Origin of the sequence: Prevotella sp. LCP21S3_D2, from assembly GCF_052118345.1 — a bacterium.
In the GTDB taxonomy this organism is placed as follows: domain Bacteria; phylum Bacteroidota; class Bacteroidia; order Bacteroidales; family Bacteroidaceae; genus Prevotella.
In genome coordinates, this window is the sequence record NZ_JBQKHJ010000002.1 from 284110 (window position 1) to 298626 (window position 14517).

Genomic DNA, 14517 nt, shown 5'->3' on the forward strand with positions numbered 1-14517 from the left:
TAAAGTTAAAAAATTTGTTCTCTTTCTGAAATCAAGAACATAATATTTCTTAATCCAAGAATGCAAGATGTATATATTTAAGCAAAATCGTGCCAAACCATAAAAGGTGATTTTGCACAGTTCTTCTTACCCTGCCATTAGGAATAGAGAAACATTTGCATTATTGCTTTAGAAGTCTGTCTTCTATTGCCTTAGCACGCTCCTCGCTGATTCCAAGGGATTTGCGAAGACGATCCAAAAGACGACGTTCGCGGTCGCTAATTGTCCCATCCTCAAGACAAGCTTTCAACTCCTCTTGATATTCTTTTTCATCATCACTCATATTATTTACCGAAGTTTCGAGTTCTTTAGCTCTTGCTTCTGTTATACCAAGAGACTTGCGCAACCTGTCTAACAACCGTCGTTCTCTGCTTGATATTTCGCCGTCATTGTCAAGGCATGCTCTTATTTCTTCCAAATACTCCTGCTCCTCTGATGTGACAGATGCGGAAGAAGACGAATGCATAGAAGTGTTTTTCCCACAGCGTAACTGTTTCAACTCTTCTATTTGTTCCGGGATTCTTCTATTCAAAAATTCTTCGTCTGTCTTATCATCACATTCGCTGAAAGCAAGAACTTTATCTGCGCAATCTGTAGCGCCCACAAAAAATTCTGAAAGCTGTTCGTCTGACAATGCATCTAATTCTTGCTTGTTTTCAGCAAGATAGAAGAAAAAAGCATTATAGATACGAGCTTTGAACAGATAGAGAAAGTCTATGTTGTAGACACTGCCGTCCTCTGCAGTACTCTCTTCTTTCCAGAAATTGTCCACCAATTCCAAAGCCTTTAGTACATCATTTACCTTGGAGGTCGTAACAACATGCTCGGGATCACGAAGTGCATCTATCTCATCTTGAAGAGATCTCATTTTGCGCCAATAGCTGACTTTAGCTATAGTGGATTCAAATTTTTCCTGTAATTCATATGTCATTAATTCCAGCTCATCATCATCAGCTTCGAGTCCATATTTATCGCAGGCTTCAATAGCTTTATCTACTTCTGTTTTACAGCTAAAGTCGCTTTCAGGCGATCTTCCAGGGTCATCATACTTTGCTAACAAAATATCAGCTTTGAGGTAGAAATAAAAGTAATCGAGATCCACTTGAAATCTACGATAATAGTCATTGAGCATTTTTAAAGCACCAACATAGTTGCTTTCCTCTTTGAGTGCTTCTATTCCATCACACAATTCTTTCCATGTCTTTTTATCAAAGGAGTTCGTTTCAGCCTCGTCGTTTTCATACTCATCGTACTCGTCACTATCATATTCATCCTCGTTGCTACCAAAGAGTTTCTTTCCGACTTTACCGACACCTTGCATGAGACTAACAGCATCTTCCATTGTCCCCTTGACGCCTCTTTCGCTGACATAGCCTTTTGCAAAATCTGTTGCGATTTTTGTAATAATACCCATAATATTATATTGTTTTTAGTCCAACTTTTTAAATTCAAAATCATTCGGATTGCAGCATGCTTTCTTATAGTCGAAAGCATAGATGCGCATGTAGGCTTCTTGCACCTCCTTGGCTCCATTGTAAAAAGGGGTGGCGGTGTGCTGCATGGTTGTTACTGTCACTACCATATCGGGAGTGAGGACTGTACCGTTAGAGCGTTTAAGGCGCTTAGGCTTTACTTGAAATACCTTGCTCATAAGCATTCTGTTTTTAAGTTCATTATATATAACTGCTCCTGCTTTTCTGCCGAAACCGCTAGTTGTTTACTTCATTTTGCAAAGATTATGCAAACGAGCGCAATGAAAGCTTGCTTTCAAATTGCCGAGTGCAGTAAATCATTTACTTTCAAGGGGCAAAGATAAGGAAAATCTGCGAACCAAACAAGTCCATAATGGTTCATAAGAGAAAAAAAATGGTGCGAACCCCTACTTTCTCTCGTTCTTTCTACGTTTCAATTTACCAGATTTCAACCTACAGAACTGAATAGTTTGCTCGTGTCCACAAGATTATCTTGTTTCTCTGCATCATAGCGACTTCAAGCGAGGACTTTACCCTGCCCTGTCACTAATCCAATGGCAAATTTAGTAAAAATCTGATGAACCACCAAACTTTTAACAAGAAATCTTATGGATTCCTCTTATATTTTATTTTCAGGGACTCCTAACCCCTTTTCTTTCTGCATTCATACCTTATTATATAGAGTTATTGTCAATTCTGCTGCAAAACTACAATCCGGATGCGTCAAAAACTGACATAGAAAGAAGAAAAGATGAAGAAGGAAGTTCAATCCCTTAAAAAAGACTAAAATATTCGCAAAAATAGCGAATGTTTATAATAAAGTATTACCTTTGCATAAAATAAGCTGCACCTCAGCATAACAATTAAGCAAGCTTGTTGTTCTGCGTTCGGTTTGCATTATTTTTGCAACCAACAAAACATATAGGATTATGTCAAACTTAGGTTTTGGTTTTTACCCAACTCACCCTGGTGAGGTTTTGAAAGATGAATTAGAGGAGCGTGGCATTTCGCAAAGAAAATTTGCGGAAAGCATCGGTATGGGATATTCCGTACTTAACGAAATTCTGAATGGCAAACGTCCTGTTACCACAAATTCAGCTCTGATGTTTGAGGCTGCATTGGATATTCCTGCCGATTCTCTCCTGAAACTGCAGATGAAATACAATATGCATACTGCCCGAAAAGATAATGCTTTGGTTGAAAAGCTCAAGCAGATTCGCAGAGTTGCAGCCATGTTATAAAACAGAAATGCGTCCGCACAATACGGCCGCATTTCTGTTTTTGTAAAGTTACCACACAACAACTGCTATGCGATTTGCTATAGTATGTTCCTAGAACCGGAATCCGAAAAACATTCTTACTCGCCATTTGTTTCTCTTCACCTGCAGGTGATCCTCATCTCCTGCTACTGAGAAATTATAAACCGCAGTGGCACCGGCAAACTTGTTGCGCCAGGAATACACGGCTGCACCTCTACCGGTAATGATGGCAGACGGAAAATGATATTTCATGCTGTTACGAACGGTTGGGATTTCAGTATCACTACTCCCCTCCTCTACTTCAGCCCTCATCTTGGTATAGTCATGCGAATACACCGTGATAGTTGGCAAGGCTGACAGATGGAACAGCAGATGAGAAGATGGAACGAGATTATATCCATAGCCTGCACCGAGCGCCAACTCGTTAAGACGGATGGTCATTCCCTTTACCTTCGTCTTGGAACCATCAAAACTGGCGCCTACCATCCAACTTCCGGCACTTCGCTTCTGAATGTAGCTCTGGCTGAAGGCTGCCGGGAAGGAGAACTTGCGATAGTTGAAGGCATAATAGAAATTAAGATTCAGAGCCTTCTGCGAGATTTCTCCCTTATGGATATCTATCTCGCTACCTCCCATTTCCTGATGACCATGGAATGTCTTGGACGAGAGATAGACCACATCAAAGCCATAGCGGTTGCTATAGGAATTGAGGTTGAACTCGTAGTCCTGATTCTTGCCAGCCAACTTGGCTGGGTTCACAGCCAAGCCAAGTCCCAATCCCCGGTAAGCCACTGCCATAGAGAGGGTTCCACGGCAGTCTGCCATCACCTTGGTATGCGTTTCCGTTCCATCCGTCTTCGCTGTAGTTTCCAAATCAGCTCCCGAAAGATTGCCTCTTAGTTTAATGGTCCATCGGGCATTTGGACGGGAGATGTAGGTAGTATCATACTTTATCTTGTAATAATTGGCTGCCAGCAGTGAATCTCCTCTGAACAATTGGCGGTCGTATAGGCTCAATTGTCTTTGAATCTTGGCATAATGCTTCATGAACCTTTGTTTTTTCTTCTCACTCATTTTGCTCTTACCCAATTCTGCCATGAGAAGAGAGTCGCCCCATTGGAGCATACGTCCCCTATCAGCAAACTGTCGCAACTGGAGTCGCAGGCTATCTGCCATCATCAGTAGTTCTTTCAGCTTCTTTCGAGGTTTCCTGTTCTGTCCGTTCTGGGCAATAGCAGGAGCAAGTACTCCCATAGAAAATACCACCACAAGAAATGATGCTTTCACCATCACCATTGACCCAGTTTTCATTTTTCGTCTATTCATCTTATTTATCTTTCTTTCCTATTCCGGTACAAAAGTACGGCAAAACTTCGAAACAGAAAAGGAAAAAGCAAAAAAAATAAGAAATAAAGAAAAGATCAAAAGAATTGATTTTTCGTAGAACTTTAAAAGAAGATAAAAATCAGAATCCGAAACCGTGGTTTCGGAAACACAATCACCTCCAAAACAAATAAAAAAACTTAAATTAGCAAACAAACAAACTGATATTCAGGCATTTTTATTACCTTTGCATTCGAAACCGCCATTTCCGAAACAGCGGTTTCGAAAAATAACATCAAAAAGAAACTGTAAAATTATAGAAATATGAAGTTCTTTGGAAGCAAAATGAAATAAAAAGATTCGCTACATAAACAAAAAATGCAGACGCTTTTCTGTATGTAAACTTACCGCACAACAGGGGGATGACGAGCGCACAACAGCTGATGGACGAGCGCACAACAGCTGATATGCAAGCGCACAACAGCTGTTGTGCGGTTCATGATAGTAACTTTTCCAACGACATATACTATCTCTTCCAACAACTTATCCTATATCTTCCAACAACTTATGCCGGTACTTTCAGCACCTCTTCCTATATCCATCGACGCCCCAATCCACTATCGAGAACAGACGGAGGCACATCTATATAGAACAGCAAAGGCTTAAGAATGAGCATGAATGACCCCACACTTTCTGTTAATCTTTACTATATTCCAGCGGGAAAACTTGCAGGATAATGGGAATATAAGTACCTTTGCATACGAATTTCTGAAACGATTGTCTCACAAAGACATAAAATTAAGAGAGAAACTTTTTTTTAGGATAATATAGAGATTACAAAAACAAATGAAAAAAGGACTTTTTGCACTCGCTTTGGGTACATTCACCCTGGGCATGACTGAGTTTATCATCGAGGGCATCATTACCGATGTTGCCCACAACATGAACGTATCCATTCCAGAGGCAGGCCACCTCATCTCCATCTATGCGCTGGGCGTCTGTGCTGGAGCCTTCTCTCTGATACTCATGCACAAGTATCGCCCAAAGAAGATATTGATGTTCCTGGCTTCCATCATCACCATCGGAGCCATCATCGCATCCGTAGCCCCAACTTACTGGCTGTTGCTCTGCGCCCGGTTCATTCAGGGTTTGCCTCATGGTGCCTACTTCGGAACGGCTACCATCGTGGCTGTGAAGATGGCAAAGGAGGGAAAGGGAACCAAGGCGGTGGCAATGATGTGTGCTGGAATGCCGGTAGCCAATCTGGTGGGCGTACCTATCGGCACCTTCCTGAGTCATGCGTTCAGCTGGCGAGTACCATTTGTCAGTTGCATATTGCTCGGTATCATGACGATGTATATGATTCACAGATGGGTTCCGGACGTGGCAGCGTTGCCGAATAAGGGAATGAAAGCACAGTTCCACTTCCTCCGCAGCTTGGCTCCCTGGCTCATCATCGCAGCCACCTTCCTGGGCAATGGCGGCATTCTCTGCTGGTTCAGCTACATCTCTCCTCTGCTTCAGATGGAGGGCGGATTCAGCGCAGCCAGTATCTCATTGCTGATGATTCTTGCCGGCGGTGGAATGGTAGTTGGTAACCAGGTGAGTGCGTTGCTTGCCGACCGTTTCAAGCCGGGGCGCTTCACCTGTTATCTCCAGTTTCTGGCGGCAGCATCGTTATTGCTCACCTTCTTCCTCGCTCCTTTCGGCTGGATATCAGTAGCGTTGATGTTCGTCTGCTGCGTCTGTCTTTTCGGCATCGGTTCGCCAGAGCAGTTCCTCATTGTGAAGCACGCCAAAGGTGGCGAAATGCTGGGTGGATGCTGCATTCAGGGTGCCTTCAACCTGGGCAATGCCGTGGGCGCTTTCCTCGGTGGTATTCCGGTAGCAATGGGATTGGGCTATAACTATCCAGCCCTCATCGGAGTGCCGATGGCATTGGCTGGAGCTATCTGTTTGCTGGTTTTTCATAAGAAATATGAATAAAAGGTGCGATAATCCGAAATAAAAAAGTATCTTTGCAAAATAATTGCAATATAAACAAAAAACATGATGAAACTTAACAAGACATTCTTAACACTCGGTCTGGCAGCAGCTCTCCTGCAGATGCCAGCCTCATCGTTCGCCCAAAATGCGGGCGGCAGTCGTCAGAATCCACTCTTGCAGAAGAGCAGTCTCCCATTCGGAGCTCCAGATTTCAGCAAGATTCAGGAGAGTGATTATCTTCCTGCTTTCGAAGCAGCCATCAAGGATCAGCGTGCCAACATCCAGAAGATTGTAAGCAACAAGAAGAAGCCTACCTTCCAGAACACCATCCTCGCTTATGAGAACAGCGGTATGTTGCTGGATCGTGTTTCCAACGTATTCTTCGGTCTTACCAGTGCCCACAAGACTCCAGGCATTGCAGAAACCCAGAAGAAGGTAATGCCTCTGCTCACCAATCTGGACAACGAGATTTCATTCAACCAGAAACTCTTCGAGCGCATCAAATATGTTTATGACAACGAATACAAGAAGCTCAAGGGTGAGGACAAGCGACTCACCGAGGTCATCTATAAGGGTTTCGTCCGTTCAGGAGCCCTGCTTTCTCCAGAGAAGATGGAGCGCATGAAGCAGATCAACTCACGCATCTCAGAACTCCAGGAGCAGTTTGGCAATCTTCTTCCTGCAGCCACCAACAACGCCGTGGTTTGGGTAAACAGCAAGGAGGAACTCGCAGGCCTGAGCGATGCTGACATCGCACAATGCAAGAAGGATGCAGAGAGCCGTGGAGGCAAGGCACCTTACTGCATCGTCATCGTGAACACCACCCAGCAGGCTATCCTCACCAATCTCCAGAACCGTGAGCTCCGCCGCAAGGTTTATATGGCAAGCATCCACCGTGCTGACGGAACCAATCCTGAGTTCAACACCTTCCCTATCGTAACCGAGATTGCCAAGTTGCGTGCCGAGAAGGGACAGCTGATGGGTTACAACAACTACGCCGAGTACTCATTGGAGAAGACAATGGCGAAGAACACCAAGAATGTAAACGCATTCCTGCAGCAGCTGATCAAGGAATATGCGCCAAAGGCTGATGCTGAGACCCGCGACATTGAGGCTTATGCTCAGAAGACTGAGGGCAAGGACTTCAAGTTGCAGCCATACGACCGCTTCTACTATTCTGCAAAGATGAAGAAGGAGATGCTCAACATCTCTGACAATGAGATCAAGCCATACTTCAACATCGACAGCGTGCAGGTGAACGGTGTGTTCTATGCAGCTCATCGCGTATACGGCTTGAACTTCAAGCAGCGCAAGGACATTCCTACCTATCACCCAGACATGAAGGTGTTCGAGGTAAGCGACAAGAACGGCAAGCCTATCGCCCTCTTCTACAGCGACTACTTCCGTCGCCCTACCAAGCGTGGCGGTGCATGGATGAGTGCCTTTGCCAAGCAGAGCGACAAGTGGGGACAGTTGCCTATTATATATAATGTATGCAACAATGCCAAAGCTCCAGAGGGTCAGCCTACCCTGATTACATGGGATGAGGTTTGCACCCTTTTCCATGAGTTCGGTCACGCCCTCCATGGAATGTTGTCAAAGTGCGGTTACAATACGCTTTCAGGAACAGCCGTGGCTCGCGACTTTGTGGAAATGCCATCCCAGTTTAATGAGTCATTCGCCAGCATTCCAGAAATCTTCGACCACTACGCCCGTCACACCCAGACCGGAGCAGCCATGCCAGCCGACCTGAAGGAGCGCATGCTGAAGAGCATCAACTTCCAGCCAGCCTATGCCCTGGGTGAGAATCTGGCAGCCACCTGCCTCGACCTGGCTTGGCACGAGTTGACACCAGACGAGATTCCTTCACCATATATGGCAGGCGCCTTCGAGAAGGAAGCCCTGAACAATGTAGGTCTGCTCAATTCTCAGATTCCTCCTCGCTACTCTACCACCTATTTCAACCATGTATGGGGCGGTGGTTATGCAGCAGGTTACTACAGCTATCTCTGGACAGAGGTGCTTGCCGTGAATGTGGCAGATTACTTTGCCAAGCATGGTGCCTTGGATCCAGCCGTTGGTCAGGCATTCCGCGATAAGGTTCTGAGCCGTGGCAACACCAAGGACCAGATGGAAATGTTCACCGACTTCACCAGCATGAAGCAGCCAGATGCTTCCGGCTTGTTGAAGGCAAGAGGAATGTAAGACAAGAAAATCATATAAGAAAAAAGCGTCTCCCTGAGAAATCAGGAGGACGCTTTTTCTTTTATAAGACTTTATCAACTATTTTACCGCCTTAGGAGTCCAGTTCTTCAAGAAGCGGAGAACCTTCTTCTCATCATAGCCTTTACCTTCTTCCAGGAAGCTGGAGTCCTGGATATGGAGAACAGTTCCCTTCTCATCCAAAACCACAAAGACTGGGAAACCGAAACGGGCAGGATTGTTCAGGCGCTTCATCAATGACTCTGCCTTCTTCACAGCCTCAGCACCCGCAGCTTTGCGAGGATTGTAATTCACGTGGATGTACTCGAAGCTGTCATTCACCGCCTTGTTTACCGCCGTATCTTTCTCTACGAAATCGGCAAACTTCAAGCACCAAGGACACCAGTTGCCACCCACCTGACAAATCACAAACTTGCCTTCAGCCTTCGCCTTGACCAAGGCCTCATCAATCTGAGTCATCGGATCAATGCTCTCATTATACACTTTCTTCAATGCTCCCTGAGCATGCGCCATCACAACAACCATGGTCATCATGAAGGCAAGAGTTACGAGTCTTCTCATACGAAATACTAATTATTGTTTCTCTATTATTGTTCTAATTCATCCTTTCGTTTTATCTCTTTAAAAGAGGCAACACCCCAGGAAGGAATCAACCCATGTCAAACGGAGTCAATACATTCCTGAGCTTTTCGAAATCAGCCTTCGTGATGCGCCTGCCCCGAAGACTGCGCACCTGCGGGAAATCAGCAAAATAAGACTCCTGCGTAGTGTACCAGTTATGCGAACTCAACTCACTAACCGTCAACAGCTGGCGTTCCAGACTGCGGGCGAACCTGGGACTTACCCTAGAAAGGAAATGCTTGCCATCCTTCAGTTCTACAGCCAGAATCAGATAGGTCTGAGGTCCTGCTGCCTTCTTCCTAGCCACCACATTCTCGCTCACCTTCCAGCCTTTGGTAGAAGTCATCACCCGAATATCCCAACCGTATTTACGATTCAGACTGTCCATCATGCTCCGGAACACGACACCATGAGGAGCCGTATCCTTCAGTCCCGTATAACCGATGATATAATGTATCATCTCATGCAGAAGCACACTCTTTGCCTGCTTGTCGGTCATATCATAATAGGTAGACATGGAGAGTTTGAAATCGTAAAGCTTGGTACGTCCCCATCGGGAAGAACGCTTGAAGGCAAGTTGTCCCAACCGGGTCTTGGCACGAGTCAGTCCCAGCTCCGGCAACGGCAGTTTACCCCCGAAATATTCCTGGTCAAAACGTTTGAACCACTCCTCCATCCAGTCTATAGTTACTATCATATCTGTATATTTATCGTATATTTATTCAGACGAATCGTCTACATATTACAAAACGAGTGCAAAGATACATTTTTTTCCGGAAAAACATTCATATTTATTAGAAAATGAGTAACTTTGCAGCCAAATTTTAAAACGAGAAATGAATAAAACAGCACAGCACATCATTGACATACAGAATGTGTCTAAAAGATTTGGCGAGAAAGTTGCCCTCAACGACATCAACCTCTTTGTGAGAAAGGGCGAATTCGTGACCATTCTCGGTCCTTCGGGATGCGGAAAAACTACTCTCCTGCGACTTCTGGCTGGATTCGAGACAGCCACAGAGGGCGTCATCACCATAGCAGGGAATGATATTACCAACCTGCCACCCTACAAACGCAACGTAAACACGGTGTTCCAGAAATACGCCCTGTTTCCTCACCTCAATGTATTTGACAACATCGCTTTCGGCTTGAAACTCAAGAACACGCCGAAGGACCAGATCATGCCTAAGGTGAAGCGTGCCTTGAAGATGGTGAACATGAGCGATTACGAATACCGCGACGTCAACTCGCTTTCGGGTGGACAGCAGCAGCGCATTGCTATCGCCCGTGCCATCGTGAACGAGCCGGAAGTACTCCTGCTCGATGAACCACTTGCAGCACTCGACCTGAAGATGCGCAAGGACATGCAGCTGGAACTGAAGGAAATGCACGAGCGACTGGGCATTACCTTCATCTACGTAACCCACGACCAGGAAGAAGCCCTGACCCTGAGCGACACCATCGTGGTGATGAGCGAGGGAGAGATTCAGCAGATAGGAACCCCTACCGATATCTACAACGAGCCAGCCAACTCTTTTGTGGCAGACTTCATCGGCGAGAGCAACATCTTCTGCGGAACGATGGTCCACGACTGTCTGGTCAAGGTGGCAGGAGCAGAGATTCCTTGTGTGGACAAGGGATTCGGCTGCAACCAGGAAGTGGATGTAGTGATCAGACCGGAAGACATTGAAGTTTCTACCGACACAGAGCACGCCCAGTTTGTAGGCAAGATAACCTCATCCATCTTCAAGGGCGTGCACTACGAGATGCTTGCCGAGAGCGACAAGGGCTACGAGTTCCTGATTCAGAACTACAAGCATTTCGAGGTGGGACAGACCATCGGCATGAGCGTGATTCCCGACAACATCCACATCATGAAGAAGGAGCACACCACGAACACCTTCCAGGCGAAGGTGAACGGCGACGGAACCATCGAGTTCCTGGGCTGCGAATACCAGATAGAGATTCCGGAAGAGAAGAAGAGCCAGATTCATACCGATGAAGAAGGCAAGGAAGTGATCAACGTAAACGTAGATTTCGGAAAGATTGAGCTTTTCGACAACGAGAGCGAAGGAACCTTTACCGGTGACATCTGCTTCATTCTCTATAAGGGCGACCATTATCACCTGACCGTAGACACCGACTGGGGCGAGAAGCTCTATGTAGACACTCAGGATGTCTGGGACCTTGGCGACCATGTGGCAATCACCATTCCAAGAGAAAGCATTTCGTTTGAATAAAAATTATAAATTATTAATTATCAATTATAAATTGAACATTATCAAGTTTATATCCTCTCGACAAAGCTGGTCTATTCCATACGCCATCTTTGCGGCAATATTCGTGGTGCTGCCGTTGATTCTCATCGTAGTGTTCGCATTTACCGATGAGAACGGGAGTTTGACGCTCTACAATTTCCAGAAATTCCTGGCGCACCCGGAAGCCATCAATACCTTCGTGTATTCTATCGGCATTGCCTTTCTCAACACCCTGCTCTGCATTCTGTTGGGTTATCCGGCTGCCTATATTCTGACCCAGACCAAGATGAAATACGCCAACACCATCGTGATGCTCTTCATCCTGCCGATGTGGGTGAACATCCTGGTGCGCACACTTGCCACCGTGGCACTCTTCGATTTCGCCGACCTCCCGTTGGGCGAAGGCGCCCTGTTGTTTGGTATGGTCTACAACTTCATCCCATTCATGATTTATCCTATCTATAATACGCTGCAGAAGATGGACCGCAGCTATATAGAGGCAGCCGAAGACCTGGGCGCATCGCCCTGGCAACAGTTCATCAAAGTCATCCTTCCCCTCTCCATGCCGGGCGTGGCTAGTGGCATTCTGATGGTTTTCATGCCCACCATCTCCACCTTCGCCATTTCGGAACTGCTGACGATGAACAACATCAAGCTCTTCGGAACAACCATCCAGGAGAACATCAACAATTCAATGTGGAACTATGGTGCAGCCCTCTCGCTCATCATGCTCTTCCTCATCGGCGCATCAACATTGATTGCCGGCGACGGCAGTAAGCAGGAAGGAGGCATCAGATGATGAAAACATTATTCAGCAAGGAAATGATGAAGAAAGTATTCTGCCAGGGCTATCTGTGGCTGCTCCTGCTGCTGCTCTATTCCCCTATTCTCATCATCGTCATCTTCTCGTTTACCGAGGCAAGGGTGATGGGCAACTGGACCGGCTTCTCCCTGCAGCTCTACAAGAATCTCTTCGTAGAGGGAACCCACCATTCGTTGACAGCGGCACTCGTCAATACGATTAGCATCGCGCTGATTACCGCCACCGTTTCAACCCTCTTCGGAACCCTCACCGCCATCGGAATCTATAATCTGCGTAACCGTTATGCGAGAAACGCCATCCAGTTTGTGAACAACATTCCGATATTGAACGGCGACATCATCATCGGTATTTCGCTCTTCCTGCTCTTCATCACGCTGGGCATTCCGCAGGGCTACACCACGGTGGTCATCGCCCACATCACCTTCTGTATGCCCTACGTCATTCTGAGCGTAATGCCTAGATTGAAGCAGATGAACCCGAACCTCTATGAGGCGGCACTCGACCTGGGAGCTTCACCGATGCAGGCTTTGCGCAAGGTGATTATCCCTGAAATATTGCCGGGAATGATTTCGGGCTTCATGCTCGCCATCACCATGAGTATCGACGATTTCGCCGTGACCATCTTCACCATCGGCAACGAAGGTCTGGAGACGCTCTCCACCTTTATCTATGCAGATGCGAGAAAGGGAGGACTGACGCCGGAACTCCGTCCGCTGAGTACGATTATCTTCGTGCTGGTGCTCGTGATGCTGATTATCATCAATCGTCGTTCAGAAAAAAACAAGAAGAAATAAGATGAAGAACAAGATATTTTTGGGAGTTAAAGGAGTCAAGGGAGTTCAAGGAGTCAAGGGAGTTAAAGGAGTCAAGACAATAGCTTTTCTTTTCCTGAGCCTGCTGATGATTCTGCAGCTCTCTTCCTGCTACAACAAGGAGAACAGGGAGGAGATTCTGAAGGTTTACAACTGGGGAGACTACATTGACGAGGATATTCTTTCAGAATTCCCGAAATGGTATGAGGAACAGACTGGCAAGAAGATCCGGGTCATCTACCAGACCTTCGACATCAATGAGGTGATGCTGACCAAGATAGAGCGCGGTCATGAAGACTACGACGTGGTGTGTCCGTCGGAATACATCATCGAGCGAATGCTCCGCAAGGACCTTCTGCTGCCCATCGACACCGCGTTCGGCAAGACTCCGAACTATCTGAAGAACGTGTCGCCCTACATCGTGGAGCAGATTGATGCAACTTCCAATCACGGTCGCATCGCCCACAACTATGCCGTTCCCTATATGTGGGGAACCTGCGGAATCTTATATAATAAGGTACACGTACCGCAGAAGGACGCACAGACCTGGGGCACGCTCTGGAACAGGAAGTATCGTGGCAAGTTGCTGATGAAGGATTCCTACCGCGATTCCTACGGCACGGCTCTGATCTGGGAACACCGCAAAGACCTGGCTGCAGGCAAGGTAACCGTTCCGGAACTGATGAACGATTATTCGCCAAAGGCTATTGCCACCGTAGAAAGACTGCTGAAGGCGCTGAAGCCCAACATCGAGGGATGGGAGGCAGACTTCGGCAAGGAGACGATGACCAAGGGAAAGGCTTACCTGAACATGACCTGGAGCGGTGATGCTGTATGGGCGATAGAGGAAGCCGGAAACGTGGGTGTTGATTTGGGTTATGAAGTGCCGAAGGAAGGCAGCAACGTATGGTTTGACGGTTGGGTGATTCCGAAATACTCCCGCAATCCGAAGGCAGCCTCCTACTTCATCAACTATCTCTGCCAGGAAGACGTGGCACTTGCCAACATGGAGACCACGGGTTATGTGAGCAGCGTGGCTGGCAGGAAGGTGCTGGAAGCGATGAGCGACAAGGAAGCTTATCCTGAGACCGTGAACCTGGCTTACTTCTTTGGAGAGGAAGGCAGAAAGGCGCACCTGAATCCAATCATGTATCCGGACAGCACAGTGGTGGCAAGATGCGCCATGATTCATGATGCTGGCGATCATACTCCAGAAGTTTTGGACATGTGGTCGAAGGTGAAGGGCGACAACCTGGGTGGCGGAATCGTTATCTTCCTCTTAGCCGTAGTCCTTGCCCTGACCGTCTTCGTAGCCATCAAGAAATATGAGCACTACAAGCACAGAAGATTGTCAAGAAAGCATCGCAGAAGACACGTGGTAAAGGTAAAAGGGTAAAAAAGTAAAAAGGTAAAAGGGTAAAAAACTTTACTTTTTATGGGAAAATTGAACTTTTTTGAAGAAAAAAAGAAAAAAGTTGCAGAAAAATTTGGTGGAATGAAAAAAAAGTACTACCTTTGCACTCGCTTTTAAGAACAAAGCGTTTGGGTAGTTACCAGAGTGGCCAAATGGGGCAGACTGTAAATCTGCTGGCTATGCCTTCGGTGGTTCGAATCCATCACTACCCACTTTTCCCAAAATAACTCAAAAGATTTAAGAGTCCGGTTTTCGAAAGAGAATCGGATTTTTTTGTTTTACAGATT

Annotated in this window: 13 protein-coding genes and 1 tRNA gene; 9 read left to right on the forward strand and 5 right to left on the reverse strand. The window is 46.4% G+C overall.

The genetic code is table 11. From position 1 onward, the window contains the following. Nucleotides 1-160: 160 nt before the first annotated feature. Both ACTQ16_RS03130 and ACTQ16_RS03135 read right to left on the reverse strand, forming a co-directional pair. Nucleotides 161-1453 carry a hypothetical protein gene (locus ACTQ16_RS03130; RefSeq protein ID WP_441936034.1) on the reverse strand — a complete coding sequence of 431 codons (1293 nt, stop codon included), beginning with the start codon at nt 1451-1453 and terminating at the stop codon, nt 161-163. 15 nt (nt 1454-1468) lie between these two features. Further along, nucleotides 1469-1690, reverse strand: coding sequence for a DUF6140 family protein (locus ACTQ16_RS03135; RefSeq protein WP_040552952.1), 222 nt, complete (start codon nt 1688-1690; stop codon nt 1469-1471). 750 nt (nt 1691-2440) lie between these two features. Here ACTQ16_RS03135 and ACTQ16_RS03140 point away from each other — a divergent pair. Then, complete coding sequence (locus ACTQ16_RS03140) at nt 2441-2752, forward strand: HigA family addiction module antitoxin (protein WP_119235770.1); 312 nt, start codon at nt 2441-2443, stop codon at nt 2750-2752. Between the two features lie 90 nt (nt 2753-2842). On the opposite strand, the gene ACTQ16_RS03145 is transcribed toward ACTQ16_RS03140, so the two are convergent. Next, nucleotides 2843-4096, reverse strand: coding sequence for a DUF4421 family protein (locus tag ACTQ16_RS03145; protein ID WP_441936036.1), 1254 nt, complete (start codon nt 4094-4096; stop codon nt 2843-2845). A 419-nt stretch (nt 4097-4515) separates the two neighbouring features. On the opposite strand from ACTQ16_RS03145, the gene ACTQ16_RS03150 reads away from it, so the two are divergent. The 3 genes from ACTQ16_RS03150 (at nt 4516) to ACTQ16_RS03160 (ending at nt 8284) form a co-directional block, all read left to right on the forward strand. Beyond that, nucleotides 4516-4743 (forward strand): hypothetical protein, encoded by a 228-nt coding sequence (locus tag ACTQ16_RS03150; protein ID WP_441936037.1) that lies wholly within the window; start codon nt 4516-4518, stop codon nt 4741-4743. Nucleotides 4744-4939: 196 nt separating this feature from the next. Continuing rightward, entirely contained in the window at nt 4940-6079 is a 1140-nt protein-coding gene (locus tag ACTQ16_RS03155; RefSeq protein WP_294971231.1) for an MFS transporter, read from the forward strand. A gap of 63 nt (nt 6080-6142) precedes the next feature. After that, on the forward strand, nt 6143-8284 hold the full coding sequence (locus tag ACTQ16_RS03160; protein ID WP_441936038.1) for a M3 family metallopeptidase: 2142 nt from the start codon (nt 6143-6145) through the stop codon (nt 8282-8284). A 78-nt stretch (nt 8285-8362) separates the two neighbouring features. Here the strand turns inward: ACTQ16_RS03160 and ACTQ16_RS03165 are convergent, their stop codons facing one another. Both ACTQ16_RS03165 and ACTQ16_RS03170 read right to left on the reverse strand, forming a co-directional pair. Continuing rightward, entirely contained in the window at nt 8363-8863 is a 501-nt protein-coding gene (locus tag ACTQ16_RS03165; RefSeq protein ID WP_294971227.1) for a thioredoxin family protein, read from the reverse strand. A gap of 88 nt (nt 8864-8951) precedes the next feature. Then, nucleotides 8952-9620, reverse strand: a complete 669-nt coding sequence (locus tag ACTQ16_RS03170; RefSeq protein ID WP_441936040.1) for a SprT-like domain-containing protein — start codon at nt 9618-9620, stop codon at nt 8952-8954. A 139-nt stretch (nt 9621-9759) separates the two neighbouring features. Here ACTQ16_RS03170 and potA point away from each other — a divergent pair, with 139 nt between their 5' ends. The 5 genes from potA to ACTQ16_RS03195 all read left to right on the forward strand — a co-directional run bounded on the left by potA (nt 9760) and on the right by ACTQ16_RS03195 (nt 14442). Further along, nucleotides 9760-11163: a polyamine ABC transporter ATP-binding protein gene (gene potA, locus ACTQ16_RS03175; RefSeq protein WP_441936042.1), complete on the forward strand. Its 1404-nt coding sequence runs from the start codon at nt 9760-9762 to the stop codon at nt 11161-11163. Nucleotides 11164-11194: 31 nt separating this feature from the next. Beyond that, nucleotides 11195-11980, forward strand: a complete 786-nt coding sequence (locus tag ACTQ16_RS03180; RefSeq protein ID WP_264951671.1) for an ABC transporter permease — start codon at nt 11195-11197, stop codon at nt 11978-11980. 23 nt (nt 11981-12003) lie between these two features. Further along, on the forward strand, nt 12004-12798 hold the full coding sequence (locus tag ACTQ16_RS03185) for an ABC transporter permease (RefSeq protein ID WP_294971248.1): 795 nt from the start codon (nt 12004-12006) through the stop codon (nt 12796-12798). A 106-nt stretch (nt 12799-12904) separates the two neighbouring features. Beyond that, nucleotides 12905-14212 carry an ABC transporter substrate-binding protein gene (locus tag ACTQ16_RS03190; RefSeq protein ID WP_441936075.1) on the forward strand — a complete coding sequence of 436 codons (1308 nt, stop codon included), beginning with the start codon at nt 12905-12907 and terminating at the stop codon, nt 14210-14212. A 148-nt stretch (nt 14213-14360) separates the two neighbouring features. After that, nucleotides 14361-14442, forward strand: a tRNA-Tyr gene (locus ACTQ16_RS03195). The last annotated feature ends 75 nt before the right edge of the window (nt 14443-14517 follow it).

Coding starts and splice junctions, on each gene's coding strand:
- ACTQ16_RS03190 (WP_441936075.1), top strand. CDS start 12,905: ATGATTCTGCAGCTCTCTTCCTGCTACAACAAGGAGAACAGGGAGGAG.
- ACTQ16_RS03155 (WP_294971231.1), top strand. CDS start 4,940: ATGAAAAAAGGACTTTTTGCACTCGCTTTGGGTACATTCACCCTGGGC.
- ACTQ16_RS03140 (WP_119235770.1), top strand. CDS start 2,441: ATGTCAAACTTAGGTTTTGGTTTTTACCCAACTCACCCTGGTGAGGTT.
- ACTQ16_RS03145 (WP_441936036.1), bottom strand. CDS start 4,096: ATGAATAGACGAAAAATGAAAACTGGGTCAATGGTGATGGTGAAAGCA.
- potA (WP_441936042.1), top strand. CDS start 9,760: ATGAATAAAACAGCACAGCACATCATTGACATACAGAATGTGTCTAAA.
- ACTQ16_RS03160 (WP_441936038.1), top strand. CDS start 6,143: ATGATGAAACTTAACAAGACATTCTTAACACTCGGTCTGGCAGCAGCT.
- ACTQ16_RS03130 (WP_441936034.1), bottom strand. CDS start 1,453: ATGGGTATTATTACAAAAATCGCAACAGATTTTGCAAAAGGCTATGTC.
- ACTQ16_RS03150 (WP_441936037.1), top strand. CDS start 4,516: ATGACGAGCGCACAACAGCTGATGGACGAGCGCACAACAGCTGATATG.
- ACTQ16_RS03165 (WP_294971227.1), bottom strand. CDS start 8,863: ATGAGAAGACTCGTAACTCTTGCCTTCATGATGACCATGGTTGTTGTG.
- ACTQ16_RS03170 (WP_441936040.1), bottom strand. CDS start 9,620: ATGATAGTAACTATAGACTGGATGGAGGAGTGGTTCAAACGTTTTGAC.
- ACTQ16_RS03185 (WP_294971248.1), top strand. CDS start 12,004: ATGATGAAGAAAGTATTCTGCCAGGGCTATCTGTGGCTGCTCCTGCTG.
- ACTQ16_RS03135 (WP_040552952.1), bottom strand. CDS start 1,690: ATGAGCAAGGTATTTCAAGTAAAGCCTAAGCGCCTTAAACGCTCTAAC.